Origin of the sequence: Pseudomonas sp. NBRC 111127 (assembly GCF_001320345.1) — a bacterium.
Lineage (GTDB): Bacteria > Pseudomonadota > Gammaproteobacteria > Pseudomonadales > Pseudomonadaceae > Aquipseudomonas > Aquipseudomonas juntendi.
Map to the genome: position 1 here is coordinate 1 of NZ_BCBD01000076.1, position 26,930 is coordinate 26,930.

32 protein-coding genes and 1 tRNA gene are annotated in these 26,930 nt (G+C 61.9%); 13 read left to right on the forward strand and 20 right to left on the reverse strand.

Annotated features, from left to right (window positions below; all coding sequences use genetic code 11):
• The 4 genes from APH30_RS15135 to APH30_RS29105 form a co-directional block, all read right to left on the reverse strand.
• The coding region (locus APH30_RS15135; protein WP_177333735.1) for a Na+/H+ antiporter NhaA at positions 1-708 on the reverse strand (708 nt) is incomplete at its 3' end.
• Positions 709-884: 176 nt separating this feature from the next.
• The gene (locus APH30_RS15140; RefSeq protein WP_054913010.1) at positions 885-1,526 is read right to left on the reverse strand and encodes a 3-oxoacid CoA-transferase subunit B; all 642 of its coding nucleotides are present in this window, start codon (positions 1,524-1,526) and stop codon (positions 885-887) included.
• Positions 1,527-1,534: 8 nt separating this feature from the next.
• Positions 1,535-2,230, reverse strand: coding sequence for a 3-oxoacid CoA-transferase subunit A (locus APH30_RS15145; RefSeq protein WP_009682100.1), 696 nt, complete (start codon positions 2,228-2,230; stop codon positions 1,535-1,537).
• 213 nt (positions 2,231-2,443) lie between these two features.
• Positions 2,444-2,641 carry a hypothetical protein gene (locus tag APH30_RS29105; protein WP_177333734.1) on the reverse strand — a complete coding sequence of 66 codons (198 nt, stop codon included), beginning with the start codon at positions 2,639-2,641 and terminating at the stop codon, positions 2,444-2,446.
• 1,492 nt (positions 2,642-4,133) lie between these two features.
• Between APH30_RS29105 and APH30_RS29985 the strand changes: the two genes are divergently transcribed.
• Complete coding sequence (locus tag APH30_RS29985) at positions 4,134-4,784, forward strand: methyl-accepting chemotaxis protein (RefSeq protein WP_370593820.1); 651 nt, start codon at positions 4,134-4,136, stop codon at positions 4,782-4,784.
• A 25-nt stretch (positions 4,785-4,809) separates the two neighbouring features.
• On the opposite strand, the gene APH30_RS15155 is transcribed toward APH30_RS29985, so the two are convergent.
• Together APH30_RS15155 and APH30_RS29570 are read right to left on the reverse strand one after the other, a co-directional pair.
• On the reverse strand, positions 4,810-6,027 hold the full coding sequence (locus APH30_RS15155; RefSeq protein WP_054913012.1) for an amidohydrolase family protein: 1,218 nt from the start codon (positions 6,025-6,027) through the stop codon (positions 4,810-4,812).
• Between the two features lie 205 nt (positions 6,028-6,232).
• Entirely contained in the window at positions 6,233-6,418 is a 186-nt protein-coding gene (locus tag APH30_RS29570; protein ID WP_054913013.1) for a hypothetical protein, read from the reverse strand.
• A gap of 495 nt (positions 6,419-6,913) precedes the next feature.
• Between APH30_RS29570 and APH30_RS15165 the strand changes: the two genes are divergently transcribed.
• Both APH30_RS15165 and APH30_RS15170 read left to right on the forward strand, forming a co-directional pair.
• Positions 6,914-7,267, forward strand: a complete 354-nt coding sequence (locus APH30_RS15165) for an SH3 domain-containing protein (protein ID WP_029885003.1) — start codon at positions 6,914-6,916, stop codon at positions 7,265-7,267.
• 410 nt (positions 7,268-7,677) lie between these two features.
• Positions 7,678-7,872: a hypothetical protein gene (locus APH30_RS15170; RefSeq protein ID WP_029885002.1), complete on the forward strand. Its 195-nt coding sequence runs from the start codon at positions 7,678-7,680 to the stop codon at positions 7,870-7,872.
• A 130-nt stretch (positions 7,873-8,002) separates the two neighbouring features.
• On the opposite strand, the gene APH30_RS15175 is transcribed toward APH30_RS15170, so the two are convergent.
• On the reverse strand, positions 8,003-8,908 hold the full coding sequence (locus APH30_RS15175; protein ID WP_054913014.1) for a LysR family transcriptional regulator: 906 nt from the start codon (positions 8,906-8,908) through the stop codon (positions 8,003-8,005).
• 98 nt (positions 8,909-9,006) lie between these two features.
• Here APH30_RS15175 and APH30_RS15180 point away from each other — a divergent pair, with 98 nt between their 5' ends.
• Positions 9,007-9,768 (forward strand): TSUP family transporter, encoded by a 762-nt coding sequence (locus tag APH30_RS15180; RefSeq protein WP_009682109.1) that lies wholly within the window; start codon positions 9,007-9,009, stop codon positions 9,766-9,768.
• A gap of 1 nt (position 9,769) precedes the next feature.
• Here APH30_RS15180 and APH30_RS15185 read toward each other — a convergent pair whose 3' ends face one another.
• The 4 genes from APH30_RS15185 to APH30_RS29110 all read right to left on the reverse strand — a co-directional run bounded on the left by APH30_RS15185 (position 9,770) and on the right by APH30_RS29110 (position 13,946).
• Positions 9,770-11,191, reverse strand: a complete 1,422-nt coding sequence (locus APH30_RS15185; RefSeq protein WP_054913015.1) for a GGDEF domain-containing protein — start codon at positions 11,189-11,191, stop codon at positions 9,770-9,772.
• A gap of 134 nt (positions 11,192-11,325) precedes the next feature.
• Positions 11,326-13,158 carry an SLC13 family permease gene (locus APH30_RS15190; protein WP_029884999.1) on the reverse strand — a complete coding sequence of 611 codons (1,833 nt, stop codon included), beginning with the start codon at positions 13,156-13,158 and terminating at the stop codon, positions 11,326-11,328.
• Between the two features lie 144 nt (positions 13,159-13,302).
• Positions 13,303-13,695, reverse strand: a complete 393-nt coding sequence (locus APH30_RS15195; protein ID WP_009682112.1) for a glycine zipper domain-containing protein — start codon at positions 13,693-13,695, stop codon at positions 13,303-13,305.
• A 77-nt stretch (positions 13,696-13,772) separates the two neighbouring features.
• Entirely contained in the window at positions 13,773-13,946 is a 174-nt protein-coding gene (locus APH30_RS29110) for a hypothetical protein (RefSeq protein WP_165944143.1), read from the reverse strand.
• Between the two features lie 221 nt (positions 13,947-14,167).
• Between APH30_RS29110 and APH30_RS15200 the strand changes: the two genes are divergently transcribed.
• Entirely contained in the window at positions 14,168-15,328 is a 1,161-nt protein-coding gene (locus APH30_RS15200; RefSeq protein WP_054913016.1) for a diguanylate cyclase, read from the forward strand.
• A 1-nt stretch (position 15,329) separates the two neighbouring features.
• Here the strand turns inward: APH30_RS15200 and APH30_RS15205 are convergent, their stop codons facing one another.
• On the reverse strand, positions 15,330-15,620 hold the full coding sequence (locus APH30_RS15205) for an RcnB family protein (RefSeq protein WP_009682115.1): 291 nt from the start codon (positions 15,618-15,620) through the stop codon (positions 15,330-15,332).
• Between the two features lie 116 nt (positions 15,621-15,736).
• On the opposite strand from APH30_RS15205, the gene APH30_RS15210 reads away from it, so the two are divergent.
• Both APH30_RS15210 and APH30_RS15215 read left to right on the forward strand, forming a co-directional pair.
• Positions 15,737-16,087 (forward strand): hypothetical protein, encoded by a 351-nt coding sequence (locus APH30_RS15210; RefSeq protein ID WP_029884996.1) that lies wholly within the window; start codon positions 15,737-15,739, stop codon positions 16,085-16,087.
• Between the two features lie 119 nt (positions 16,088-16,206).
• The gene (locus APH30_RS15215) at positions 16,207-17,028 is read left to right on the forward strand and encodes a bifunctional 2-polyprenyl-6-hydroxyphenol methylase/3-demethylubiquinol 3-O-methyltransferase UbiG (RefSeq protein ID WP_054913017.1); all 822 of its coding nucleotides are present in this window, start codon (positions 16,207-16,209) and stop codon (positions 17,026-17,028) included.
• Here APH30_RS15215 and APH30_RS15220 read toward each other — a convergent pair whose 3' ends face one another.
• From APH30_RS15220 to APH30_RS15235, 4 genes are all read right to left on the reverse strand, one after another.
• Positions 17,029-17,796, reverse strand: a complete 768-nt coding sequence (locus APH30_RS15220) for an SDR family oxidoreductase (RefSeq protein WP_054913018.1) — start codon at positions 17,794-17,796, stop codon at positions 17,029-17,031.
• Positions 17,797-17,829: 33 nt separating this feature from the next.
• Entirely contained in the window at positions 17,830-18,897 is a 1,068-nt protein-coding gene (locus APH30_RS15225; protein ID WP_054913019.1) for a phosphotransferase family protein, read from the reverse strand.
• Positions 18,898-19,099: 202 nt separating this feature from the next.
• Positions 19,100-19,417, reverse strand: a complete 318-nt coding sequence (locus tag APH30_RS15230) for an SCP2 sterol-binding domain-containing protein (RefSeq protein WP_054913020.1) — start codon at positions 19,415-19,417, stop codon at positions 19,100-19,102.
• Positions 19,418-19,473: 56 nt separating this feature from the next.
• Positions 19,474-20,184 (reverse strand): histidine phosphatase family protein, encoded by a 711-nt coding sequence (locus tag APH30_RS15235; protein ID WP_054913021.1) that lies wholly within the window; start codon positions 20,182-20,184, stop codon positions 19,474-19,476.
• 196 nt (positions 20,185-20,380) lie between these two features.
• Here APH30_RS15235 and sohB point away from each other — a divergent pair, with 196 nt between their 5' ends.
• The 3 genes from sohB (at position 20,381) to APH30_RS15250 (ending at position 22,539) form a co-directional block, all read left to right on the forward strand.
• A complete protein-coding gene (sohB, locus tag APH30_RS15240; RefSeq protein WP_009682123.1) occupies positions 20,381-21,406 on the forward strand; it encodes a protease SohB in 1,026 nt (341 codons plus the stop codon).
• A 153-nt stretch (positions 21,407-21,559) separates the two neighbouring features.
• Positions 21,560-21,633: transfer RNA gene (locus APH30_RS15245), tRNA-Cys, on the forward strand.
• Between the two features lie 405 nt (positions 21,634-22,038).
• Positions 22,039-22,539 (forward strand): GNAT family N-acetyltransferase, encoded by a 501-nt coding sequence (locus tag APH30_RS15250; RefSeq protein ID WP_054913022.1) that lies wholly within the window; start codon positions 22,039-22,041, stop codon positions 22,537-22,539.
• A 36-nt stretch (positions 22,540-22,575) separates the two neighbouring features.
• Here APH30_RS15250 and APH30_RS15255 read toward each other — a convergent pair whose 3' ends face one another.
• Positions 22,576-23,295: an SOS response-associated peptidase family protein gene (locus APH30_RS15255; protein WP_009682125.1), complete on the reverse strand. Its 720-nt coding sequence runs from the start codon at positions 23,293-23,295 to the stop codon at positions 22,576-22,578.
• A 102-nt stretch (positions 23,296-23,397) separates the two neighbouring features.
• Between APH30_RS15255 and APH30_RS15260 the strand changes: the two genes are divergently transcribed.
• Positions 23,398-23,826, forward strand: coding sequence for a LexA family transcriptional regulator (locus tag APH30_RS15260; protein ID WP_009682126.1), 429 nt, complete (start codon positions 23,398-23,400; stop codon positions 23,824-23,826).
• Positions 23,816-25,090: a Y-family DNA polymerase gene (locus APH30_RS15265; RefSeq protein WP_054913023.1), complete on the forward strand. Its 1,275-nt coding sequence runs from the start codon at positions 23,816-23,818 to the stop codon at positions 25,088-25,090. Before APH30_RS15260 ends, APH30_RS15265 begins: the two co-directional genes overlap by 11 nt.
• A gap of 60 nt (positions 25,091-25,150) precedes the next feature.
• Here APH30_RS15265 and APH30_RS15270 read toward each other — a convergent pair whose 3' ends face one another.
• Both APH30_RS15270 and APH30_RS27995 read right to left on the reverse strand, forming a co-directional pair.
• On the reverse strand, positions 25,151-25,492 hold the full coding sequence (locus APH30_RS15270) for a hypothetical protein (RefSeq protein WP_054913024.1): 342 nt from the start codon (positions 25,490-25,492) through the stop codon (positions 25,151-25,153).
• A gap of 107 nt (positions 25,493-25,599) precedes the next feature.
• Positions 25,600-25,836 (reverse strand): hypothetical protein, encoded by a 237-nt coding sequence (locus APH30_RS27995; protein WP_082416178.1) that lies wholly within the window; start codon positions 25,834-25,836, stop codon positions 25,600-25,602.
• A 207-nt stretch (positions 25,837-26,043) separates the two neighbouring features.
• Between APH30_RS27995 and APH30_RS28765 the strand changes: the two genes are divergently transcribed.
• Positions 26,044-26,274, forward strand: a complete 231-nt coding sequence (locus APH30_RS28765) for a hypothetical protein (protein ID WP_156326491.1) — start codon at positions 26,044-26,046, stop codon at positions 26,272-26,274.
• 73 nt (positions 26,275-26,347) lie between these two features.
• Here APH30_RS28765 and adhP read toward each other — a convergent pair.
• Positions 26,348-26,930, reverse strand: a 583-nt coding sequence (gene adhP, locus APH30_RS15275) for an alcohol dehydrogenase AdhP (RefSeq protein WP_082416179.1), incomplete at its 5' end; no start/stop codon positions are given.

The following is a 26,930-nucleotide window of genomic DNA, read 5'->3' on the forward strand; positions in this document are numbered from 1 at the left end:
GGTCAACAGGATGCCCAGCCAAACGATCGCACCGGGAACGATATAGGCGTAGGCCGACCCCACACCGATCTTCTGCAGCGCGATTACCATCAGCAGGCCGATCGCCGCGACGCCGAAACCGCTGTAGTCGAGGCCACCCGAGTAGAAGACCGCGATGATCAGCACAGCGATAATGTCATCGATGATCGCCAGGGCAAGCAGAAACACACGTACGTTGGACGGAATCGACTTGCCCAGCAGGGCCAATACGCCTACCGCAAAAGCGATATCGGTGGCCGTTGGCACTGCCCAACCCTGTTGGTCGGCTGGCGAATGAACGATACCGAGGTAGAGAAGCGCCGGTGCGGCTACGCCGCCGACCGCAGCGGCCATGGGCAGCATGGCCTGGCGCAGGCTGGCCAGCGCACCCTCGTGGATCTCGCGGCGGATCTCCATGCCCACCACCAGGAAAAAGATGGTCATCAGCCCATCATTGACCCAGAAATGCAGCGACTGCGCATACACGTGCGAGCCCACGCCGAACGTTATCGGGGCGTGCCAGAGGGCTTCATAACTGTCGGCGGCAGGGGAATTTGCCCAGACAAGGGCGGCGATAGCGGCAACCAACAGCACGATGCCACTGACTGCTTCGATGTGCAAAAAGCGTTGAAGGCTGGCGAAGGCGCGCTCGGCCAGTTTCTGGGCGCGAGGCAAATCTGTTTTAGGCATAGGCGCAAGTACTCCCGCATGGCGGCCCGACCTGCGCTGTTCTTTAACCTGCCTCACTGCACCATGCAGCAGACACCCGGGCGCTAGTCTACCGAATAACCGCATTCAGATGAACCCGAATGCGGTTATCGATCATTTGCCGAGGGCCTGCCTGTACAGCGGGTGCCTGCGCTCGATCACTGGATCAGTGGCACACCGCTGAGTTTCTGCAGTTCATCGAAGTCGATGTCTGCGCATATTTCGATCACTTTCAACCCATCAGGCGTGACTTCCAGCACTGCCAGGTCGGTGTAGATACGGCTGACGCAACCAATACCAGTCAGCGGGTAGGTGCATTCAGGCACCAGCTTGCTTTCGCCTGTCTTGGTCAGGTGGTCCATCATCACGAACACCTGGCGCGCGCCGGTGGCCAGGTCCATCGCGCCGCCCACCGCCGGGATCGAACCCTCGGCGCCGGTGTGCCAGTTGGCCAGGTCGCCCTTGACCGAAACCTGGAAGGCACCCAGTACCGCGATGTCCAGGTGGCCACCGCGCATCATCGAGAACGAGTCGGCATGGTGGAAGAAAGCGCCACCGGTCAACAGCGTCACGTGCTGCTTGCCGGCATTGATCAGGTCATCGTCTTCTTCGCCCGGGGCCGGGCTAGGGCCCATGCCCAGCAGACCGTTTTCGCTGTGCAGGAATACTTCCTTGTCACCCAGGTAATTGGCCACCAGGGTCGGTGCGCCGATGCCGAGGTTTACGTAGGCACCTTCCTGAATGTCTGCGGCCACGCGCTGGGCCATCTCGGTGCGGGAGAGCTTTTTGGTGATGGTCATGGCAGGCCTCATTCAGCGGTGGCAAGCGAAGCAGCGCTGGTGCCGGTGACGGCGACGACGCGCTGGACGAAGATACCCGGGGTGATGATGTGTTCCGGGTCCAGTTCACCCAGTTCGACAACCTGGTCGACCTGGGCGATGGCCGTCTTGGCGGCCATGGCCATGATCGGGCCGAAGTTGCGCGCCGCCTTGCGGTAGACCAGGTTGCCCCAACGGTCGCCTTTGTGCGCCTTGATCAGCGCAAAGTCGGCGTGCAGCGGCATTTCCAGCACGTACATGCGGCCGTCGATTTCACGGGTTTCCTTGCCTTCGGCCAGCAGCGTGCCGTAGCCGGTCGGCGAGAAGAACGCACCAATGCCCGAGCCCGCTGCGCGGATACGCTCGGCCAGGTTGCCCTGTGGTACCACCTCCAGTTCGATCTTGCCGGCGCGGTACAGTTCGTCGAACACGTACGAGTCGGACTGGCGCGGGAACGAGCAGATCACCTTGCGCACGCAGCCGGCCATCAGCAAGGCTGCCAGGCCGATCTCGCCGTTACCGGCGTTGTTGCTGATGATGGTGAGGTCGCGGGCGCCGGTGGCGATCAGGCCATCGATCAGCTCGGACGGCATGCCGGCAGTGCCGAAGCCACCGACCATGATGGTCGATCCGTCGGTGATCCCTTCCACCGCGCTGGCGATGGACTCGTACGTTTTATTGATCAAGGCGAGCTCCTGGTTGTTCCTGGAGTTGGAGTTGTCGGGCTGGCCGGCGCCTGTAAAGCGGTGGGCCTGTCAGCATGTGCAATTGCTTGCTGACTTTGGCCATAGCGTGCCGCAAGACAGGGCTACAGTAGAGGGGGTTTGGCGGAATTCGTGCGATTATCGAACTGTTGTGCGATCTGCGAGCACCCCGAACGGCGGTGCAGTCGCGTGCGCTCAGGGGCTTGGCGCCTCCCTTTGCCCCTGCATGGTGCAACCCGCCACCTGACTGGTGTGTTTTTGCACCCTTAGCGGGCGGGGTGCTGCGGTAAACCGTGATTCTACCCCGATGCCTCTATTGGCCTGCGACTTGCTATCAAATTGCCATTCGATGTCGCTTATGGTGAAGATAATGTCGCTTTCCAGTGCTTCCATGCAGTTGTCATCCCAAGAGAAGGGCTGGCTGCCCTGGTTTGGCAGAACCGGCAAGTTCAGCATGGGCTGGGCATGCCACTTGAACCGGGCAAATTATCCGCAAATCGAGCAAACCTTCGAGGCCATTGCCCAGACCCGCGTCCGTTTGCTGCAGGAGTGGGCGCACGAACAATGGGAGCACCTGGCCGAGCTGGCCGAGCAACTGGCCCCCGGCTTTGACCGGCTGGGCAGCGCGCAATTGCAGGACAAGCTTGCCCAGGCCGAGGACTTCTCCGAGCTGTTCGTCGTCGACCCCACTGGCAAGGTGCTTGCCTCGACCTGGCCGCAACGGGCAACAGCGCCCATCGAGCACACCCGTGCGCTGGCGAAGGGGCTGAAGGCGCCATTTTTGCACGGCCCCTATTGCGACCCGCTGACCTTGAGCATCGGCCCGTCCTCTTCGCGCTTTCACGATGAGGTAACCCTGATGTTCTACCAGCCTGTGAAGGTTACCGGCAACGTCGTGGGTTGCCTCTGTGGTCGCGTACCCAACGATGTGCTGGGCGATCTGATCCAGCGCGAGGCCGGGCATATTTACGCCGAATCGGGTGACAACTACCTGTTCATGGCGCAGTCGCGCTTCGACCCGACGATCCAGCCGGGTACGGCGTTGTCGCGCTCGCGTTTCGAAGATGCCACCTTCACCCACGGCGAGAACCTGAAAAACGGCGTTCACACGGCGTGGGGCACCGTGCAGGTGCAGCGCCATACCGAGCTGGAGCTGCGTTTCACCGACCCATCCACCCGCGAGCTGCACCCGGGGGTACGCGAAACCATCCGTTGCGGCGCCAACGTGTTCGTTACCTACCCCGGGTATTCCGACTACCGTCATGTGCCAGTGGTGGGCAAGGGCGTGACCTTCCAGCTGCCGGGCTCGCCGGACCGCTGGGGAATGATGTGCGAGGCAGACCTCGAGGAAGTGTACCGGCGCCGCTCGCTCAGTTATGGCTTGATGAAGCCCTACCTTGCGACGATGGTCGGCCTGTTCGGTTGCAACTACCTGGTGCAGCACTACGCGGGCCTGCCGCAGGGCCTGAACGAGGGGGTCGAAGCCTTGGCCATGCTCGCCGCCGCGGTGCTGTTCGGCATGCTCGGGCCGCGCCGTGTGGCGGCGCGCCTCAATGGCATGAGCAATGTGCTGCGGACCATCGCCGAGGGTGAGGGCAACCTGCGCCAGCGGCTGGATACCCACACGGTGGGTAACGATGAAAGCGGCGACATGGCCCGCTGGATCAACAGCTTCATCGACCGCCTGGATGCAGTGGTAGGGCAGGTGGTCAAGGCCAGCCACACGGTGGGCGTCACCAACCAGATGATGCTGGGCCGTAGCCAGGATGCCAGCGTCACTTCGGCTGACGTGGCCGAGGCCGTGCATCAGATGATGATCATCATGGAAGAGCATTTGGGCGAATTGCAGCAGGCCTCGGTCAGCGCCGAGCAGATGAAGCAGGCCATGGACGAAGTGGTCACCCGCGCCCGCGAGCAGTTCCAGGCGGTGCAGGCCGGTACGCAGTCGATCCGCGACGTGGTGGCGCGTTCGTCGTCCAGTGTGCAACGCCTTGACAGCCGCATGGTCGAGATCGACAACATCACCGGGTTGATCAGTGACATTACCAACCAGACCAACCTGTTGGCGCTCAATGCTGCGATCGAGGCGGCGCGCGCTGGCGAGCACGGCCGTGGCTTTGCCGTGGTGGCCGACGAGGTGCGCAGCCTGGCGGCGCGAACGGCGCGGGCTGCCGATGACATACGCACCATGGTCGAGAGCCTGCAGGGTGAGACCCGTCAGGCCGTGAGTTTCATGGAGCGGGGCGTGCAGGACGTGGACAGCAGCCTGCGCCTGGCCGAGGACGCTTCGTCCGAAAACGTGCAACTGCACCAGGCGGTGGAGGGTATGTTCGCGATCATCCAGCAGCTCAACCGGCGCAGCCTGGAATATGGCAAGACCATCGAGCAGGTCAACCAGTCTTCCCACGAGATGCGCCAGACTGCGGTGGTGTTGCAGAGCAGTGCGCAGAAGGTGCGGGTGGATGCCGGCAAGTTGCAGAAGCTGGTCGGGCAGTTCGAGACCAGCGAAGAGGGCAAACGGGCGGCTGCCGCTTGAGTGCCGAAGCCGGCCAGGGCTGTTGTCAGCGCCGCAGTTCGGCAGCGAACTGGCCAGCCTGCAGGTGCACCTGTGCAGGCCCGCCCCAGAACGCGCCGTGGCGGACGATCACCCGTTCATGAATGGCAGCCGCCACCGCGGCCGCCGCATTGGGCGCCCTCAACAACACGAAGCTGGCCTCGTTACCCAGGTGCAGGCCGTAATCCTGCTTGCCCATGACCGCGGCACTGGCCTCGGTCGCCATCTGCAGCGCCACCCGCAGCTCTTCGTCGGTGTTGAACCCCGAGCGGTAACCGACCAGCATCGCCCGCTGCAGCATGTCGCCATTGCCATACGGCCACCAGGCATCCTGGATGTTGTCGTTGCCGGTGAACACCTGCACACCCCCGGCGCGCAAGCGCAGCACCGGCGGAAAGGCGCGGTCGCCCGGGGCATTGGTCATGATCGAGATACCTGCGCCCGCCAACGCCTCGGCGGTGTGGTCGACCACCGCGTCGGTGACGTCGCCCAGGCCGTAGGCGTGGCTGACCGCAACCAGGCCTTGCATGCCCAGGGCCTGGGTGCGCGCGGCAATGCGCTGAAGTTGGGCGATGCAGATATCGCCGGGTTCATGCAGGTGGATATCGACTTTAACGCCGTGCCGCTCAGCGATGCCGAAGATGATATCCAGCTGGGCGTCAGCGTCGCCGTCCAAGGTGGTGGGGTCGATGCCGCCAACCACCTGAGCCCCTTCGCCGATAGCGGCCTCCATGACCTGGGCGGTGCCAGGGCAGGTGACCACGCCGGCCTGGGGGAAGGCCACCAGCTCGATGTCGAGCAGGTGTTTCCAGTTGTCTCGGGCTTCGAGCATGGCGTGCAGGTGACTCAGGCCGGTGGTGGCGTCCACGTCCACATGGCAACGCATGGCCAAGGTGCCGTACGCAGCTGCCTGACGCATCAGCGCGTCGGCGCGCTCGATGATGGGCGGTGCGCTCGCCAGCTCACGTTTTTCCACGGCCAGGCGCTCGCGCAGGCTGGCGACAGGTTGGTGCGGGCGCCAGCGATCACCCACGAAGCTCTTGTCCAGGTGAATGTGGCCATCAACGAAACCCGGCAATACCAGCAAGCCTTCCAGGTCGATCGTTTCGCGGGCCGGGGTGCTGGCGCGCTGCGCGCCAATGTGGCTGATGCGGCCGTTGCTGACAGCGATGTGCAGGGGCAGGCCATCGGCATCGATGGCATTGATGAACTCACGGTCGTTCATGGAACTGGCCTTTTCTACTGGGGCTTGGTGGCTTGCCACGGTAAGGCGGATGAGCGCTTGCCTCCAATTAATTATCAGGATCAAGGCCAGTGGAATTGTGGATGCGGGGCAGCGTCAGCCGGCCGCAGGGGATCGTTGTGCGGGGCCCCAGGCGGGCTTTTCAGCCCGGCAGGCTTCACCGGCTGGGGGCACCGCGTGGGTATCCTCACTGCAAGGTGTTTGGTTTGAGGTCATCTGGCAACTGCTGCAGAGCCGCCTCCAGTTGCGCGACAGACTGGGCAAGTTGATCAGCTTCCTGGTGTTTGCCCACACTTCTCAGGCGGTCCCGCTCAATGCGCAGGTTCAGCAGGTTTTTCTGCAGTTTCAGGGCTGAAGCGTTGAAAGGGTCCATGGGCTTCTCACACTGTGGGCTTCCGTGCCGTTGTAGGAAGCATGGACCGTAGCAGCTCGAATTACCTCTAGAAACTGATGTTTCATACAGGAAAATCTGGTGTTCGCGGTATTTCCTACATTGAGCGGTAAAGTTTCCTACAAGATGCATTTCTGTATATGTTGCCACGTGCCGTCTGGCATCCAGTATCCGCTGGGTTGGGCCGGTTCTCCCTCGGCAGGCCCGCTGCGCAGGGCTCGATCAGCTTTGGAAATGTTATGTTGCACTTACCTTGCACAGCCAGCAGGTGCCGGGCCTTCAGCAACCTGCGCGGGACCTACCCAGGGCCGGTGCAACTTCTGCAAAACAGGGGCTGTCACAATGCTCTGCATGCCGCAGGAAACACCGTGGCATTTGGTATGTATCATTGCCGTTGTCGCCCCATACATGCGCCGATGACGGGCGGTATCTGCCGCCTGAGCCTGGCGCGAAGGTTTCCCGGCCAAGGAGAGGCCCATGCACTACGTTGTGATCGAATCCCACCGCAGTGAGTACCCGCGGCCTATCCGCTTTGCCAAAGGCACTTTGTTGGAGATTGGCCCGCGCTATGAAGGCGAGCCTGGCTGGCAGGACTGGTATTTGTGCAGTTGCACCGGCCAGGAGCCCGGCTGGGTGCCCGCGCAGCTGATTGAACGGCTCAGCGTTTGCCAGGGGCGGGCGCTCGATCATTACTGTGCGCACGAACTGGACGCCGACCCGGGGCAACTGGTGCAGATGGTGCGGCCGCTCAATGGGTGGCTGTGGTGTCGGCGCCATGGCAACGGCGAGCTGGGCTGGTTACCGGCAGAGAAGCTTCAGCAATTGGGCTGAGGGGCGCCCCAACGCTGCCACGTGTCGTGCGCTGCATCTGATACGCTTTTTTTGCGCCAACCTGAATCTGTAACCGTATCAGCCCAGGCCCGACAATACGCCCATTCCCGCTTCACAACTGTCGAGGTACCAATGGGCAAGCTGGCGCTGTTCCTGGGGGGGTTTCTGCTACTCACTATTCTGATCGGTCTGCTTGGCACCATTCCGCCAAGCTGAGGGTGATCGGTTTTTTCTGCGCGGCCCGTCTACTTCAAGCTCGGGCCAAATTTCCTGGCAAATGGCCACTATTCCCTTCGTCAGCATCGCTGGACCAGCGGTCGCTGCATGGCATTTTCAAGCATTAATACCTCGTGTAGTCTCCCGCCGCCGCTCATTCGGGTCGGCCTTTTCCGCTGGGAGTCGACACATTAATGGAATGCAAGAAAGGCGCCTGCGCCGCCCTGGAGTGGCGTAGCCGTTTCCTCGCCGAGGGCACGTTGGATGAGCAGGGTTACGAGCAGGCGCTGCGCAATGCACAAGCGCTGGAGCAGGCTGGGGATATCAGCACGTCAGAGTGGATCGAGCTGGTAAAGCTGGCCAATGCGGCATTGCTGGGTGTGGGATAAGTCATTCTTTGCGTTGGGAAATCTGTCCACAAAAAACGTGGGTAGGTCTGTGGATAAAGTGCTGTAAGCCATGCCGGTGGCGGGCTCTGTTAAATTGAGCAGAAATTGAACAGCCTTTTCGAAGGGCTGTTCATGGCGCCCGGCCGGCCTGGCGCAGGGCTATCAGCAAGTCGCGCACCCGGGCGGGCAGCTCGCCCGCCGGGTATACGGCGTGCATTTGCGGGTCCTGGCCAGTGCTGGAGGTCAGGCGGTATGGCGCGCATACCCGCACCAAGCGCCCGGCCTTGACCTGCGCCTCGCCTAGCCAGGCCGCCAGGCGCGCGATACCGGCACCCGCCAGGGCGCCGTGGTACACCGCAGTGCCCGAGGCCAGGCGCAACCGCGGCCTGGGCCGCACGCTGGTGATCTGGCCATCGCGGCAAAAGTGCCAGGCTTTGAGGATGCGCGGTGCGGTATGCAGGATCAGCGAGTGGCCTTCCAGCTGTTCGGGATGCGCCGGCGTACCGGCCAAGGCCAGGTACGCCGGGCTCGCATACAAGTGCCGCTGGTAGGGCCAAAGCGGGTAGCCGATCAGTTCGCTGGACTGCGGGAAGGCGCCGCGTACTGCAAAATCCAACTTGCCCAGCAGTGGGTCGAGCGCTTCGTCGCTGTACTGCACATCCAGCGTGACTTGGGGGTGGCGACGGGAAAAATCCGCGAGCACCTGGGGCAACAGGTGTTCGGCCAGCAGTTGCGGCACGGCGAAGCGGATCCAGCCTTGTGCGTTCCCGCTGAGCGCAGCCAGTTCGTCGGCTGCATCGCGTTGCACATCCAGCAAGCGCTCGGCGTGCGGCAGCAAGCGTTCGCCCGCTGCGGTCAGGGTGACCGCATTGGCGTTGCGGTTCAGCAACTTGCTCCCGGCGTTGTCTTCCAGGGTTTGTACCGCGCGTGTAACTGCGCTGGGCGAACGCCCTAACGCCCGGGCCGCGGCGACAAAGCTGCGCTTGTGCGCGACGCTGACGAACGCCTGAATTTCCCGCAGCATGTCCAATGCCATGCGCTGCTCCTTGTTGCAGTTTTCGCAATATGGCATTTCAACACAGCCACGCCCTTTTAGTTAGCCTTGCACCTGTACCCACTGCCTGGAACCGCGTCATGATGGATATCGCTGTACTTTCTGTATTCGCCTTTGCCGCCGGCCTGATCGATGCGGCCGTGGGCGGCGGCGGTTTGATCCAGATTCCCGCGTTGTTCAACGTGCTACCCACCGCGCAACCGGCGGCATTGCTAGGCAGCAACAAGCTGGCTTCGGTGTGTGGCACGGCCTTCGCAGCGCGTTCGTTCATCCGCAAGGTCACGTTGGACTGGGGCTTGATCGTGCCCGCGGCGGTCAGCGCCTTTGTCATGTCGTTCGCCGGTGCTGCCACGGTGTCGCTGCTGCCGCCGGGGGTAATGCGCCCGGCGGTGTTGGTGCTGATCGTGCTGATGGCGGTGTACACGTTCTGCAAGAAAGACTTCGGCACCCTGCACAAACCGGCCCGGATCGGCCGCAAGGAGCAATGCCTGGCAGTGCTGATTGGTGGGGCGATCGGTTTCTACGATGGCCTGTTCGGCCCTGGCACCGGCAGCTTCCTGATCTTCCTGTTCATCCGCTTCTTCGCCCTGGATTTCCTGCACGCATCGGCCTCGGCCAAGGTCGTGAACATTGCCACCAACCTGGCGGCGCTGGTGTTTTTCGTGCCGTCGGGCAACGTGCTGTACGCCATTGCCCTGCCCATGGCCCTGTGCAATATCCTTGGCGCGTTGACCGGCACCTGGCTGGCCGTGCGCAAGGGCGCGGGCTTCGTTCGCGGGCTGTTCCTGGTGCTGTTGTGCGTGCTGATCGCCAAGCTGTCGTGGGATGTGTTCGTCGGCTGACTCACACCACCTGGCGCTGCGGGTCGGCATGCTCCACACAGTTGCGGCCGTGGGCCTTGGCCCGGTACAGCGCCTGGTCGGCGCTGGCCAGCAGCAGGTCCAGGCTGGGTGACGGCATGTGCGCTTCGCAGCCGGCCACGCCAATGCTGACCGTAATTTGCAGGCATTTGTCGCCCTGGACCACGTGCAGGTCCTGCACGGCACGGCGCAGCCGTTCGGCGGTGAACGTGGCCCGCTCGGGCGCAAGGCCTGGCATCACCACGACGAACTCCTCGCCGCCCAGGCGGGCAAACAGTTCATTGTTGTGCAACTGGTCTTGCAGGGCGCCGGCGAACTGGCGCAACACCTGGTCGCCCACGGCATGGCCATGGGCGTCGTTGATCGACTTGAAATGGTCGATGTCCAGCATCATCAGGGTCAGTGGCAGTGCCTGGGCCTGCTGCCGGCTGTCCAGCAGCGCGTTGGCGCGGCGGGTGAAGGCGCTGCGGGAGAGCGCGCCGGTGAGGTGGTCGATGGTAGCCTGGTGGGCCAGGCGGGCCATGAGGCTGCGGTTGGCCTGGCTGACGCAGGCCACCACCAGCGGCCCGAGCACCAGCATGGCAATGCCCAGGCGCGCGGACAACAGTGTCGTCACCCCCGGCGCACTTTGCGGCACGCTGAAATGCATGAGGTTTTGTGCCACGGCCACGATCAGCGTACTCCCGGCGGTAAGCGCCAGCAGCGACACCAGAAACGGCGAGTAGGTCCAGGCACACCACAGCAGTGCGGCGATGGGGAAGGCGATGGCGCCAGGGCCGCCGAAGGCAATGCTGAACGCCAGTGAGGCCAGCAGCCCCAGCAGCGGTGCCAGCCGTACAGGCTGCGTGCCACCGCGTATAAGGGCTCGCATCGAGGGTGCAGTGAGCAGCACGGGCAGGATCAGCACGCTGGTCGAGAACTGTTCGCTGAACCACGCCCGCCAGGTGGCGCCAAGGGACTGTTCAAACCAGGGCGCGGCCATGGCTGCTGCCATGCTGGCCGCGACCACGGCGCCGGCGGCACAGGCGGCGAACACGCTGAGTACACCCTGGGGGGTGCGCAAGCGCCGGTGCACACGGGGCAGGCGCGATAGCAGCAGCCAGAGAGTGACCACGACACCCAGGTTGCACAGGTTGAACCACAGTGCGGGCAGCCAGGCGCTGCCGCACAGCAGGTCGGCGCCGACCATGGCCAGCCACACCAGGCTGAAGCCGGCCAGCGTGGCTTGGCGCGGGTGCCGCAGCAACACGCCGGCCAGTACCGCATTCACAGGCCAGAACAATGACAGGGACTCGATCGGGCGCGCAAGAATGCCGCCCAAGGTAAGGCCGAAGGTCAGGCATAGCAGAGCAACGTAGGGCAACAGGCGCGATGGGGCTGGGAAAACCATGGGCTCGACCGGCAAGCGGAGACGAAATCCAGGACAACGCCTTGTAGCACCTGGGACTTTGCTCGGCAGTGTGTTTCGTCATGGCAGTTGATGTCAATCTGCCGTGGCCGGTCGTAATAATGCCAAATTGCCGCTAATGCTTGGCGTTTTTACTGCAGGCCGAAGAACCACGGCACCATCAGCACGGTGACCAGCATCACCAGCACGGTGAACGGCACACCGATCTTGACGAAATCGGCGAAGCGGTATTGGCCCGGGCCCAGCACCAAGGTGTTGACCGGCGAAGACACCGGCGTCATGAACGCCGCCGATGCAGCCAGCGCCACGGTCATGGCAAACGGGTAGGGCGACATGCCCAACTGCGCCGCCGTGCTGACCGCAACAGGTGCCATCAGCACGGCCGTGGCGGTGTTGGAGATGAACAGGCCGATCACCGCGGTAACCGCAAACAGGCAGGCCAGAATGGCACTGGGGCCGGCTCCGCCCAGCACGCTGACCAGGCCGCCCACGGCCAGGTCGATGCCGCCGGTTTTCTGCAGTGCCTGGGCAAATGGCAGCATGCCCACGATCAGCACCAGGCTTTGCCAGTGGATGGCGCGGTAGGCGCTGTTCATGTCGATGCAACGGCCTGCGCCCATCAGCAGGCAGCCGATCAGCGCGGCGATGACATTGGGTACCACGCCGCTGACCATCAGCCCCACCATGACTGCCAGGCTCAGCAACGCCTGCGGTGCGCGGGTGCGGGCTGGTGCTACCTGGTCGATCTCTGCAGGCAGGCTCAGTACCAGGAAGTCCTTGGGTTTGCCCTGCAGCAGGCGCACAGCCTTCCACGGGCCGACCACCAGCAGGGTGTCGCCAAGGCGCAGCTTTTCTTCTACCAACTGGTCTTCAATCGCCGCTTGCTCGCGGCGCAGGCCGACCACGTTGAGGTCATAGCGGGTACGAAAGGCCAGTTCAAGGATGCTTTTACCGATCAGCTGCGAGCCAGGCGGCAGCGACACCTCGGCCATGCCCAGTTCCTGGGATTGGTCGATGAAATAAGCCGCCTTGAAGTGCAGGGGCTCCAGTTGCATGGTCTGGCACAGGCTACGCAGGTTGTCATGGTTGGCGAACAGGTCAAGCAGCAGCACGTCGCCCTGGTGCAGCACCGTGTTGGAATCGGCGGTGATGACCCGGGTGGTGAACTTGTGCTGGCGCTCGATACCGATCACGTTGGCGCCATGCCGCGTACGCAGTTCCAGTTCGCCAAGGGTATGGCCGATCAGCGGCGAGTGTGGGCGGATGCGCAAGCGCCGCTCGCGCCCGTTGAGCTTGTAGTCCAGTACCAGGTCCAGCAGGGTGCGGCGGCTTTCCACGCGGCCGTCCTTGCGCACTTCGCCATTGAGCCAGTTGCGGGTCAGTAGCATGTAGCCGACACCCAGCACCAGCACCACCAGGCCGAAGGGGGTGAAACTGAAGAAGCTGAAGCCGGCGTGGCCATGGCGTACCAGCTCGCTGTGCACCACTACGTTGGGTGGCGTGGCGACCAGGCTGAGCATGCCGCTGATCAGGCCGGCGAAGGCCAGCGGCATCATCAGGCGGCTGGGCGAGAGCTGCAGGCGCGCGGCAATGCTCAGCACCACCGGGATGAAAATGGCGACCACGCCTGTGGAACTCATGATAGAGCCCAGGCCGGCTACCGCCACCATCAGCAGCACCAGCAGGCGCGCCTCGCTGTTGCCGGCCCGCTCGCTCATCCACTCGCCAATGCGGTAGGCAATACCGGTGCGGACCAAGCCCTCGCCGATCACGAACAAGGCGGCGATCAGCACCACATTGGGGTCGCTGAAGCCGGCCAGTGCCTGCTCCACGCTGAGGATGCCCAGCAGCGGCAGGGCAAGGATCACCATCAGCGCAACCACGTCCATGCGTGGGCGGTTGATGACGAACAGGACAATGACGATGGCCAGCAGGCCAAGCACCCAAAGCAACTCTTGGTTCATGGGGAGGGGGTGTTCCTTCACACAAGGGCACGTTAGACAGTAGCAGCCAGTGTGCCACCTTGCGGGGAAGGGGGTGTTGATGTACTGCAGGGTTCAAGGCCGCTGCTGCCGATCGGCGTCAGCGGCCCCGTCCAGCTCGGCTGGTCAGTGACGGTGCCGGCGGTGCTTCTTGCCGCCACGGTCGTCGTCGCCCAGATGGTTGCCCAAGGCGCCCCCGGCGGCGCCACCCAGGCCTGCGCCTACAGTCGAGCCGGTCTGCCCGCCAACTGCACCGCCCAGCAATGAGCCGCCCGCCGAGCCCAGGCCGCCGCCCAGCGCCGCTTCGGTACGGTTGCCCTTGCGAGCCCCTACCGCACTGCCTGCTGCGCCGCCAACGCCCGCACCAATGGCTGCGCCGGTCTTGCCGCCTAATTGCTGACCAACCACATTACCCAGTACGCCACCCAGGCCACCGCCGATGGCGGCAGTACCATCACCGGCGAAAGCGCCTTGGCACAGCAGCAGGCCAAGGGCAACGGAAGGCAGAGTCAGACGCATGATATGAACCTCGAAAATTTCACCAGGTTAAGGTGCCGCCTGAACGGCGGCGAGCCGGAGCTGTAGCCGCTTCAGCGTTAGTAGCGGTCGCCGCGGTATTGACGGTCGTCATCGTCGCGGTCATGCCGGTGGTGGCGATGGTCACGGTCGCGATCACGCCAGCCGTCGTCGTCATGGTAGCGATGGCTGTGGCAACCTGCAGTCAGCAGTACAACAGCAACCAGCGAAAGGCTTGCAAGACGGTTTGTCACGAGATAGGTCCTTGATCCACAAAGGTTTACCGCACACTTTCTGAGACCCGGATCGATCCATTTGGTTTCCTGGGCGGGCAAAAATTTGTGCTATCCACGATCCTCCACGTGCTTCTCGGTTGCTGTTCTGTCCCGTACGGTCATGGCCGGGCGCCCGTGGCGGCTCTAGACTGCACGGTAAGCCGCAGCCAAGACGGCATTCTGCCACTCAGTGAATCATGATGATCGCGCATACTCCTACCTTGTTCGCCGCTGTTGCTTTGGTTGCCACCATCCTGGCGTTCTGCCTGTTGCTGGTCGGGCACGGCAACCGCCGCGACAACCTGATGCTCACTGGTTGCGGGTTGCTGGTGCACGCACTGGCTTACGTCTGCTACACCCTTTACGCCCAGGCCCCCCTTTGGCTCAGCTACGGGCTGGGCAACAGCCTGCTTTCGCTGGCGCTGGCCTTCTATACGGCCAGCTTGTTCCGTGTGCGCGAGCGGGTAGTGCCCTGGCGGGTCATTTTCATCATCCCGGCGTTCATGCTGGTGGGGTTGATGCTGCTGCTCGATACCCTGGAGCCGCGCATGTTGCTGGCGACCCTGGTGCTGATGTTGCAATGTGCGCTGATCCTTTATTGGGCATGGCGCCATGGCGAACGACCGGGCAAAGCGCACCTGCTGCTGGAGATCGGTGCGCTGATCAGCCTGGTGGGCCTGGGCATGCGGGTGGTTGCGGTGGCCAATGGCACGGCTGTGGAAATGCGCTATGACACCAGCAACCTGAAACAGAGCATCTCGGTAGCCATTGGCACCGTGACGGTGATGATGTATTCGATTGGGCTGGTGCTGATGGCCAAGGAGCGCAGTGAATCGCGCCTGCAGCACCTGGCCTTGCATGATGTGCTCACCGGTACCCTCAACCGTCGGGCGATTCTCGAGCGCTTTGCCAGCGAACTGGACCGCGCACGCGGGCAGCAGGTGAGCCTTGCGGTGGCGATGATCGATATCGACCATTTCAAGCGCATCAACGACTTGTATGGGCACTTGGCCGGTGACGAAGTGTTGTGCCATTGCGTACGCCAGTTGCAGCAACGCCTGCGCCAGGGCGATAGCCTCGGGCGTTACGGTGGAGAGGAGTTTCTGTTGCTGCTGCCTGCTACCGACCGCGCCGGGGCCCTGGCTGCCGTGCAAGGGCTGCGCGAGGCCATTGCGCGCAGCCCGGCCCGGTTTGCCGGTGACCACATCGAGCTACGTTTCAGCGTTGGCCTGTGGTGCGGTGTGCCGGGGAGCAAAGACAGCACCGCCAGCCTGTTGGCGCAGGCCGATGCGGCGCTTTACCAGGCCAAGGCCGCCGGGCGCGACACCGTGCACATGGTGGCGCTGGACGCAGCGGGTTGAATCAGGACGCAGGCTGAATGGCCAGCACCACGCCGTTTGTAATCTGTATCAGCACATAGTGATCGCCCATGCGCACCCAGTGGCTTTCCTTCTCAGGCTGTGGCAGGCCCTTGGCTTTCCAGTTCTTGATGGCTTCCTCGTCACGCTTGTACTGGTCTGGCGCTTTGTCACCGACCTTCAGCTCGCGGTTGTGGGTTTCCGGGGCGGTGACGCTTTCTTCGCTCGAGGGGGCAGCGGTGGCAGCCAATGGCAGGCAGGGCAGGGCGGCGAACAGTAGATAGTGCAGTTTCATGGCAATGTCCTTATGACGGCTTGTATTGTCTGCGACAGCGGAATACGCGTGACAATTCACTCGCGCTGCGTGCCAATGCTAGAGTCGCTTCTTTTTCAAACCCCCGAGGATGGAACATGCGTGCGATTCTGCCGATGGCTGCGGCGCTGATGCTGGTTGGTTGTGCTGCTGCGACCATGGACACTGCCCGCGGCGGCAAGCCGACGGCGCAGCTCGACTCGCAGAAGGCGCCAGAGCTGGTGGCCCAGTGCATTCAGTACAGCTGGCAGGAAGAGAGGGTGTTCGGTGACGATGCCAGTGGCTACCTGCAACCGCGCAAGCAGGGCGGGTTGACGGTGTATACCCGTGAAGCCGAAGCGTTCGTGGACGTGTACCCGCAGGCCGGTGGCACGCGGGTCGATTACTACGCGCAGAAGCACGACGGCGTGGCGCTGCAGCGCCGGGCAGCGGCAGCGACCTGCTTGTAAGGGTATTTGGCTACCCTTTGGCGGACAGAGACAGCTGGTTTACATTTTTTTGCAAGGTAGTTCTGTCGGCCGGTGAGTGCGGCGTCTAGCATCAACTGCTCGCATTCAAGGAAGACACCATGGACCATTCCCTGCAACTCAACCGTGCCAGTTGGGACGAACGCGCTCCGCTGCATGCTGCCTCGAAGGACTACGCAATCGAACAGCTCGTTCGCGACCGCGACCGGCTGTCCGACACCGTGCGTTTTGATTTGCCATTGTTGGGCGATATCGACGGCCTTGATGTAATCCACCTGCAGTGCCACATCGGCACCGACACCCTCTCCCTGGCCCGCCTTGGCGCCCAGGTGTGCGGGTTGGACTATTCTGCCGCTTCGCTGGCCGAGGCCAGGGTGTTGGCAGCACGCTGCAGAACGTCTATCGAGTATGTCGAGTCTGATGTTTACGCGGCTGACAAGGCGCTGCCAGGGCGCACCTTCGATCTGGTCTACACCGGGATTGGCGCGCTCTGCTGGCTGCCTCGCATCGAGCCCTGGGCCCGTACCGTCGCGGCCTTGCTGAAACCGGGCGGGCGGCTGTTCCTGCGCGATGGCCACCCCATGCTGATGGCTGTCAACGAGGACCACCAGGACCGCTTGCAGCTCGAATACCCCTATTTCGAGCAGCAGGAGCCAACGGTGTGGCATAGCGACCAGACTTACGTCGAAACCGATCAGCGGCTGGCCCACAGCGAAACCCACGAATGGAACCACGGTCTTGGCGAGGTGATCAGTGCCTTGCTGAGCCACGGCCTGCACCTGACCACGCTGGTCGAGCACCAGAGCATTCCCTGGGAGGCGCTGCCAGGGCAGATGATCAAGGGCGACGACGGCGAGTATCGCCTTCGCCAACAGCCCGCACGCCTGCCCCTGAGCTATACCCTGGTGGCGGTCAAAGCCTGATCAGGACAGGAAACCACCGTCGACGTTCAGCGCGGTGCCGGTGGTATAGCTGGAGGCATCGCTGGCCAGGTAGAGCACCGCGCCGGCCATCTCCTTGGGGTCGGCCACGCGTTTGAGGGGGATCTGCTGCAAGGCCGCGTTGAGAATGGCATCGTTCTTCACCAGCGCCGAGGCGAACTTGGTGTCCGTCAGGCCCGGCAGCAGGGCGTTGCAGCGGATACCGAACTGGGCACACTCCTTGGCGAACACCTTGGTCATATTGATGACCGCTGCCTTGGTTACCGAATAGATACCCTGGAACAAGCCTGGCGACACCCCGTTGATCGAGGCCACGTTGATGATGCTGCCGCCGCCATGCTCGCGCATCAGCTTGCCGGCCTCGACCGACATGAAGAAGTAACCGCGGATGTTGACGTCCACGGTTTTCTGAAAGGCGCCCGGGTCGGTGTCCAGCACGTTGCAGAATTGCGGGTTGGTGGCGGCATTGTTGACCAGCACGTCCAGGCGCCCGAACTGTTCGCGGATGCCGGCAAACACGTGCTGGATCTGCTCCAGTTCACCGATGTGGCAGGCCACCGCCGTGGCCTTGCCACCTGCAGCAGTGATGGCGTCCGCCACTTGCTGGCAGCCCTCCAGCTTGCGGCTGGAAACGATCACGTGGGCACCTTGCTGCGCCAGCAAGTGCGCAATGGCCTCGCCAATGCCACGGCTAGCGCCGGAAACGAAGGCAATCTTGCCATCGAGGTCGAACAGGTGGGTCTTGGGCATGCTGTTTTCCTTGTGATCCGTGGTGGGCGGGGCTCAAAGGCTGGACTTGGCGATGACCTGCAGGGTCATCTGTTCCAGCAAGCGGTTCATGTGGATGAACTGGGCGAAGCGCTTGTCCTGGGTCTGGCCGTGGTAGTAGCGGTAGTAGATCTGCTGGACGATGCCGGCCAGGCGGAACAGGCCGTAGCAGTAGTAGAAATCGAAGTTTTCCAGGCGAATTCCGGCCCGCTCGGCGTAGTAGTCAACGAACTGCCGACGGCTGAGCATCCCTGGTGCATTGCTGGGTTGGCGGCGCATGAGTTGCACTGGGGCCGGGTCACCGGCTTCGATCCAGTAGGCGAGGCTGTTGCCCAGGTCCATCAAAGGGTCACCCAGGGTGGCCATTTCCCAATCCAGTACGCCGATGATGCGCATAGGGTTGTCCGCGTCGAGGATCACGTTGTCGAAGCGGTAATCGTTGTGCACGATGCCGGGCCGGGGGTGGTCGGCGGGCATTTTCTCGTGCAGCCAGGCGGTCACGTGTTGCCAGTGCGGCGCATCCGGTGTCAGGGCCTTCTCGTAACGGTTGGTCCAGCCTTCTACCTGGCGCTGCACGTAGCCTTCCGGCTTGCCCAGGTCGGCCAGGCCGCAGGCGTTGTAGTCCACCTGGTGCAGTTTGACCAGCCGATCGATGAAGCTTTTGCACAAGGTTTCGGTGCGCTCGGCATCCAGCTTGAGTTCAGCCGGAATGTCCGAGCGCAGGATGACGCCCTTGACCCGTTCCATCACATAGAATTCGCTGCCGATCAGGCTGGTGTCGGTGCAGTGTACGTAGGCCTTTGGGCAGTACGGGAAGCCGCTGTTCAGTTGGTTGAGGATGCGGAACTCGCGGCCCATGTCGTGGGCGGACTTGGCCTTCTGGCCGAACGGCGGGCGGCGCAGCACCAGGTCGCGACCAGGGTAGCTGACCAGGTAGGTGAGGTTGGAAGCACCGCCCGGAAACTGGCTGATGCTGGGCTGGCCATCAAGGCCGGCGATGTTGGCCTTCAGATAAGGATCGATGACGCCCGCGTCGAGCTCTTCGCCGGGGCGTGCCTGGGTGGACTGGTCGGTGAGCGTCATGCGTTTTCCTTATTCTCGATCGCAGGAACTATTGGCTAATCTAATGGCCTGCCCGTTATGGAACAAGCGTCCCAGGTGCGTAATAGGTGGGGGTGTTGCTGTACGATCAGCTGCCTTGATGCAGCCATTGATGGGTTGGGCAGGCAAAAAAAAACCGAAGCCGGTCAGGCTTCGGTTTTCGATCATGCGCTGTTCCCGGCCTTCAGGATGGGAACAGTTCGCTCAACTTCATCGACAACATCATGTCGCCTTCTACGCGCAGCTTGCCGCCCATGAAGGCCTGCATGCCGTCGGTTTCGCCACTGACGATGCCTTTCAGGGTTTCGCTGTCCATCACCAGGGTGCAGTTGGCATCCGGGTTTTCACCTTCCTGCAGTTCGCAGGTGCCGTCCTTGACGATCAGTGCGTAGTACTTGTCTTCATCGGTGATGTTGAAGCCGAACACCAGGTCCAGGCCGGCGGCAGCGGATGGGTTGAACTTCTCTTGCATCTTTTTGACGGCATCAGCTACGGAGGTCATGGCGCATTCCTTATTGAGTGATTTACACGTCCCCACAGGGACATAACTAGCCGGATCTATCGGTAAGTGACAAGCTCCGGCGCCCTCAACAGCTGCACATGGGCCTGGCTGTTGAAGGAAGCCAACGCCACGTCGCGGCCGCGAAACTTCAGCTGGCTGAGCGACGTGTTGATGATCTGCCAGTTCAGCGCGAACGCCTGGCTGGGGGTGATACGGGTCACCAGGTGGAGCAGGGCAGCAATGGTGCCCCCCGAGGTGAAGATAGCGATGTTGTCGCCGCTGCCGGCTGCATCCAGCACGCGTTGCAGGCCGGCGTGCACACGGCCGGTGAAGGCCTGCCAGGTTTCCAGGTCATCGTCGCCGTGCTCGCCATCGTGCCAGCGCTGCACCATCAGTGCGAACAGGCGCTGGAACTCGCTGCGGTGCTCGGCACCGTTGCGCAGCACCTGCAGCGCATCGGGCTCTGCCGGCAGCAGCCCAGGCAGCATGGCCCGGATAACACCGTCGGCATCGAACTCGTTGAACGCCACGTCGGTCTCTACAGCGGGTACCGGGCAACCCGTGGCGTGCAAGGCCTGCAGCGCCAGGCGCGCGGTGTCCTGCTGGCGGCGCAGGTCCCCAGCTACGCAGCGGTCCAGCCGCACGCCGAGTTGGGCCATGTGTTCGCCCAGCGCCAGGCTCTGACGTTCGCCCACTGGCGAAAGTACGTCGTAGTCAGCGGCACCGAAAGAGGCTTGGCCGTGTCGGATCAGGTAGAGGTTGCCCACGGAAGGTTCCGGCCTGTAGGAGGTTGCTGCGAGGTTAGGACGCGGCACAGAGGCTGTCAACGAAAAACATACAAGCGTTTGAAAAGGTTGTTTGAAAGATGTTGCCAGCGTTTGCGTACGCTGGCAGCACGCCAGATGCACCGGTATGCTTGCAACAGTTACGCGCCGTGATGGCGCTGGTATTTAAGGAGTCAACGTGGAGTTTCTTGCCGAATACGCAAGCTTTCTCGCCAAAACCGCCACCCTGGTCATCGCCATTCTGGTGGTGTTATCGGCCATCGCCGGGCTGCGTGGCAAAGGGCGGCGCAAATCGGGTGGGCAGTTGCAGGTCACCCGTCTGAACGAGTTCTACAAGGACCTGCGCGAGCGCCTGGAATCCGGCTTGCTCGACAAGGCCCAGCTAAAGGCGCTGCGCAAGCAGCAGGCCAAGGCGGAGAAACAACAGAAGAAGGGCAAAGGCAAGGCTGACGAGCAGGGCCGCGTGTTCGTCCTGGACTTCGATGGCGACATCAAGGCCTCGGCCACTGAAAGCCTGCGCAATGAAATCACTGCGCTGCTGACCCTCGCTACCGCACGCGATGAAGTGGTACTGCGCCTGGAAAGCGGCGGTGGCCTGGTGCACAGCTACGGCCTGGCCGCCTCCCAGCTGGCGCGCATTCGCCAGGCAGGCATCCCGCTGACCGTGTGCATCGACAAGGTGGCTGCCAGCGGTGGTTACATGATGGCCTGTATCGGCGACAAGATCGTCAGTGCGCCATTCGCCGTACTGGGTTCGATCGGCGTGGTGGCGCAATTGCCCAACGTCAATCGCTTGCTGAAGAAACACGACATCGATTTCGAGGTGCTGACCGCCGGCGAATACAAGCGCACCTTGACCGTATTCGGCGAAAACACCGAGAAAGGCCGGGAGAAGTTTCAGGAAGACCTCGACATCACCCACCAGTTGTTCAAGGACTTCGTTGCCCGTTACCGCCCGCAATTGCACATCGATGAAGTGGCTACCGGTGAAGTGTGGCTAGGCGTGGCGGCCCTGAACCGCCAGTTGGTAGATACCTTGCAGACCAGCGACGAGTACCTGAGCGAACGTGCCCGCAACGCCAACCTGTTCCACCTGCACTATGCCGAGCGTAAAAGCCTGCAGGAGCGAATCGGCGTGGCAGCCAGTGGCGCGGTGGAGAACACCTTGGTGGGTTTGTGGAGTAAACTCGGCCGCCTGCGCTAACACCTTGAACCCGTTGAAATTTTTTTTCGTCGAGGGGGTTGCAAGGTTAAAAGAATGAAGACATAATGGCGCCCATCGAAACGCAGCGAACTTTGAAAAAGGTTCAGTGTTTCAAGGGGATAGCAAAGCGCAAGCTGCTATGTCCGACTTTGAGGCCGAGTAGCAAAGTGGTTATGCTCCGGATTGCAAATCCGTCTACGCCGGTTCGATTCCGACCTCGGCCTCCACCATTCGAAAGCCCCGCAGATTAACGTCTGCGGGGTTTTTATTTGCGCGTCAAAAAATGCCAAACGTTCCTAAATTAATGGCAGCCCTACGGCTAATGCCTGTCAGTTAAGCGTTACTGGGGCTGCTTTGCAGCCCTTCGCGGGCACGCCCGCTCCCACACGTTTCAAGCGCTGAACTCAAGAAATGCGCGCCCCCCTGTGGGAGCGGGCGTGCCCGCGAAGGGTCGCAAAGCGGCCCCAAATTACGTAACTGACAGGCATTAGCCCTACGCCTGATTGCGTACTGCTGAGCCCCGGCCAAGACGCTGTCTTGCGCCCCTTACGAGGCGCACGCGCGGGCTGGCCGAAATCAAGCTGTTGCTGGCATGCTTGTCTGCGCACGAAAGGGAGCAAAGGGTGCCCGTAATGAATCGTTCTTGCACTACCTACTACTTGGAAATGACTTCGGCTTCAGACCTGCAGGCGAAGCCCCAGCGGCATGACCTACAGATTATCGAGTGCGAAGTGCCTCAGGCGCTATTCAACAAATTCCTCTACCAGCTCGTAGGCGCGTCCTGGGAATGGGGCGATCTTGATACCTGGCGTGACGCCGATTGGCAGGCGCTCGTTGAGCAGGATTGCCATCGAACGTGGGTTGCCTATCACCGAGGTGCAATTGCCGGCTACTACGAGCTTTATCGCCCCGATGGCCGTAACAGTGAGATCCGATATTTCGGGCTGGCGCCGCAGTTCATTGGGTGCGGGTTCGGCGGGGCGCTGTTGAGCCACGCCGCCCTATCTGCATGGGAGTGGCCTGGCACAGAGCGGGTATGGGTGCACACGTGCACACTTGACCATCCTGCTGCCCTTCAAAATTATCAGGCACGGGGATTCCGCATTTACAAGCAGGTGGAGGAAGCAGGCTAATGAGCGCCTGCGAAGCGGGAAGCCCGGCTACCCGCTTCAAAACCCCAGGTCCCCCTGACGGTCCCGATCATTGGCAGGTTCTATCAACTCCGCCCCCTCGTTGCGAACATTGCCCACTGCTTTTCCAACCGGAAACCAGCGGAAATCCTGTGCGGGGCGGCAGCCTTTTTCGATGATCGTCGCCGCACGTTGCGCCGATGTGGCGGGGTCCAGCCATTCCCTTGCCAGTTGCGGCGTCAGCACCAGAGGCTTTCGGTCGTGGATGTCGATAAGCCCTTGGTCTGCGGCTGCAGTGATGATCACGAAGCCATCGCGCTCATCCGGTGCCACGCCGTGGTGCACCTCTGCCAGCGCCGCAAAGAAAAGCGGGCCGCCGTCTGCACTGGTGATGTAGCAGGGCTGCTTGCGCTTTGGGTCCGCTGGATCCGCGAGCCACTCAAACCAACCATTGGCAGGCGCCAGGGCTCTGCCGTTCGGCCAAAGCGCCTTGAAGAATTTACCTGTCACTGCCGTCTCGGCTCGAGCATTGATCGGATCCGGGCGCTTGCCTTTGGCCCAGGCAGGCGACCAACCCCACTTGACCCGGTCCACGTACAAACCGTCACCACGCTGGCGAACGAGTTCCACACGCGTGGACGGCGCAACGTTGTAGCGGTTGATCGGCTCGTGGTCGTAGCCATTGATCACCACCAGGTCCAGCGCGAGCTGGCGCAGGTAATGATCCATCGACTCGTAGATCGAGTAGCGCCCGCACATAATCCACCTCTCGTCCGTCAGAATTTTCGCCGTGCGTGATTGACCGCATGCCCAATGCCGGATTTACTGTATATGCATACAGTTTGCATTGGACCTTCCGTCATGACCATCACCTATCTCGGTCCGCCGACTGGCGGCACCGAATCCTTCCCGCAGTACTCGTTCCACGTTCCGGCCGGTTTCCCTTCGCCTGCCGCAGACCACCTGGAAGGCCATATTTCCCTGGATGAGCTGTTCGACATCCGCGCACCCCATGTGTATCTGGTGAAAGTTGAAGGCGACAGCATGCAAGGCGCTGGCATCTACTCAGGTGATCTGGTCATCGTAGACCGTGGCCGTGAGGCGGAGCACGGCGACATCGTCATTGCCGCGGTCAACTGCGAGCCGGTGTGCAAGCGCCTGCACCGCCGCGACGGGGTGGTGATCCTCAAGTCTGAAAACCCCGCTTACCCGGCGCGGTACATCATGGAAGGGGATGACTTCGTGGTATGGGGCGTTGTGCGTTACAGCGTTCGTGACCATGCGCAGTGACCCGGTTTTCGCGCTCATCGACTGCAATGCGTTCTACGCGAGCTGCGAGCGTGTGTTCAGGCCCGACCTGGCCAAGACCCCGATCGTGGTGCTGAGCAACAATGACGGCTGCGTGATTGCCAGGTCATACGACGCAAAACCCTTCGTGAAGATGGGCGAACCGTATTTCCAGGCCAAGGACAAATTACGCCGCCACGGCATCAAGGCCTTCAGTAGCAATTACGCGCTGTATGGCGACATGAGCGAGCGCGTCATGTCGCTGATCGAGTCGATGGTGCCTGCCGCCGAGGTTTACAGCATCGACGAGTGCTTCGCTGACCTGTCCGGAATTCAGGGCGACCTGACCCTGTTTGGGCGAAATGTGCGTTCAAGAGTCTTTCAATGCACGGGCATCCCGGTTGGCGTTGGCATCGCCGGTACGAAGACGCTCGCCAAGCTGGCCAACCATACGGCCAAGCGCATACAGGCCCAGACGGGCGGGGTTGTGGACATTACCGATGCGTTCAAGCGCGACTGGGTGCTCCGCAATACCAAGGTGAAGGAGGTGTGGGGTGTTGGCCGGCGCATGGCCGCCCACTTCGAGGCAATGGGCATCCATACGGCGATGGACCTGGCCAGGGCCGATGCCTGGACGCTGCGACGCAAGTTCAGCGTGGTCGTGGAGAAAACGGCCCGGGAGCTGGCCGGTACGCCCTGCCTTGAGCTGGATGAGGTCGAGCCGCCGAAGCAGGAAATATGCTGCAGCCGCATGTTCGGCAGGCGGCTTGCTGACCTGGCGCCGATCAAGCAGGCAGTGGCCACCTACGTTGGCCGTGCGGCGGAAAAGTTGCGTGCCCAGGGTTCGCTGTGCAAGCGCATGCGCGTCAGCATCCGCACCGGCATGTTCAACCCGCAGGAGCCACACCACGCCCAGGGAGCATTGGTGGAGCTGCCCTATCCGACCTGCGACACACTGCTCATGACCGGGCTGGCTACGGCAGCGGTCGAGCAAATCTTCCGCCCTGGGTTTCGCTACAGCAAGGCCGAGGTGCTGTTGATGGACCTTCGACAACCGGGCGAATTTTCAGAAGATCTTTTTGCCCTGAAGCAGTCGGTGGCGTGCGACCGATTGATGGCGGTCATGGACGACATCAATGGGCGCTGGGGGAGGGGTACAGTGCGCACTGCCAGTGTGCCCGCGGTGCCGGATTGGGGCATGAAGAGGGAGATGATGAGCCGATCCTACACGACGCGAATTGACCAGTTGTGGAAGGTAAAATGCTGAGTCGCGCCTCGGCTTGAGTTCTCCGCAGGCCAAAGTCCTGCGGAGGGTACGTCGGTTAGCTCAAAACCCTGTTTGACCGTTGTTGTACAGGATGGTGTAAGAGTCATCGGTTCTTGGCTCTATCATGATGGGCATGCCGAACAGCTCGCCTCGGCATTGGCATTCACTGATCTTGCAGCGAGGCACATCACCTCGCCTGAACGCCCTCCATAGGGCCTCATCGTGTATCAGGATGCGCTTGACCAAGTTCCCTGGCGCCTCGCTGACCTGCGCAACGTAGTGGTCAAGATCACAACCGAAATACGGTATGGTAACTTCTTGTACAAAGCCGATAGTCACGCCATGCTTCTCGAGATCCTGCCTGATACGCTCGATCACCTCTTCTGCTTCACTTTTTATCATGATGGGTATCTCACGTTGCGTGTGTTCATCAAGAACTTTAGCTCACGCGGCTGTGATGCCCTGGTCACTCTGTCGGATTTTTGTGCGCAGCAGCGAGTAACGTAGCGCTAGCCTTCCGGCAGGCTCGTTCCACAGATGAATTCCTTCGACCCCAGCCGGTGTGACCCATGCTCGACCACATAGCCCGCGCCGCGCCGCCGCGCTTCTGCCTGTGCTGTTTGCTGGTCGGCATAGACATCGACAAAATGCCAGGGGTAGCGGTCTCTTAGTACACCCCATCCAAGCACCCAGCCTGGACGGTTGGGGTCTTGGGGAAGAATTCTGGCCAGGCTGCGAATGGTCATTGCTGTCTCCTGCAAGTACAAGCCGTACAGACCATTCAAAACCCTCACGTCGAACAGTGCGAGATTTTTCTTTGAACCTGGTATGCCGGTGATCGGTCAGCTTCACTGAAGGGAGTGGTCTGTATCAGGTTATTTCCCAGCGTACTGTTGAAATGTTTCTCAGCTATGGTTGAACGTAAGCGATGTTCACCAACGACGGAGTCAGGAATGGATTATTCCAGCATGGTTGAATCGTTGGACAAGATTCTCAAAGAAGCGGCTGCCGATTGCCCGCATGAGGGTGGGCCGGCCGCCCAAGTGTTTGTCGGTGCTGGCAATCATCAATGTATTCGTAGCCATGCGTGCGCAACGTCGCCACTTGTGGACGGGGTGACCCCTTTGCTACAGGGCATGAACGTGCGGTCGAACTTGAGCGTTGCCCCAATGGGCAGAAACTGACCGGTGGAGGCGAAGCCCGCAACGGATTGTCTGCGGGCTGTGCAGTGGTAATCTTCGTCGCGTAGTCAGCAGGTCAACCTTCGAACTGGATCACCATGCGGCCTTTGATCTTGCCTTCCAGCATCTCGTCGAAGATCTGGTTGATGTCTTCGATCGGCCGGAGTGTCACCTTCGGCACGACTTTGCCTTCTGCGGCAAACTGGAAAGCCTCCTGCAAGTCCTGGCGGGTGCCCACCAGCGAGCCGACTACTTCGATGCCGTCCAGTACCAGGCGGGGGATGTTCAGGTTCATGGCTTCGGAGGGCAGGCCGACCGCAACCAGGCGGCCACCGGCACGCAGGGCGTCTACCGCCGAGTCGAACGCGGCTTTGGCTACTGCCGTAACCACGGCTGCATGGGCACCACCGGTCTTGGCCTGAATGACTTTCGCTGCATCCTCGGTGCGGGGGTTGACCACCATGTCGGCGCCCATCTCGCTGGCGAAGCGCAGTTGCTCGTCGTTGACGTCGATGGCAATCACTTTGGCGTTGAACACATTCTTCGCATATTGCAGGGCCAGATTGCCCAAGCCACCGAGGCCATAGATGGCGATCCACTGGCCGGGGCGAATGTTGGAGCTTTTCACGGCCTTGTAGGTGGTGACGCCGGCGCAGGTG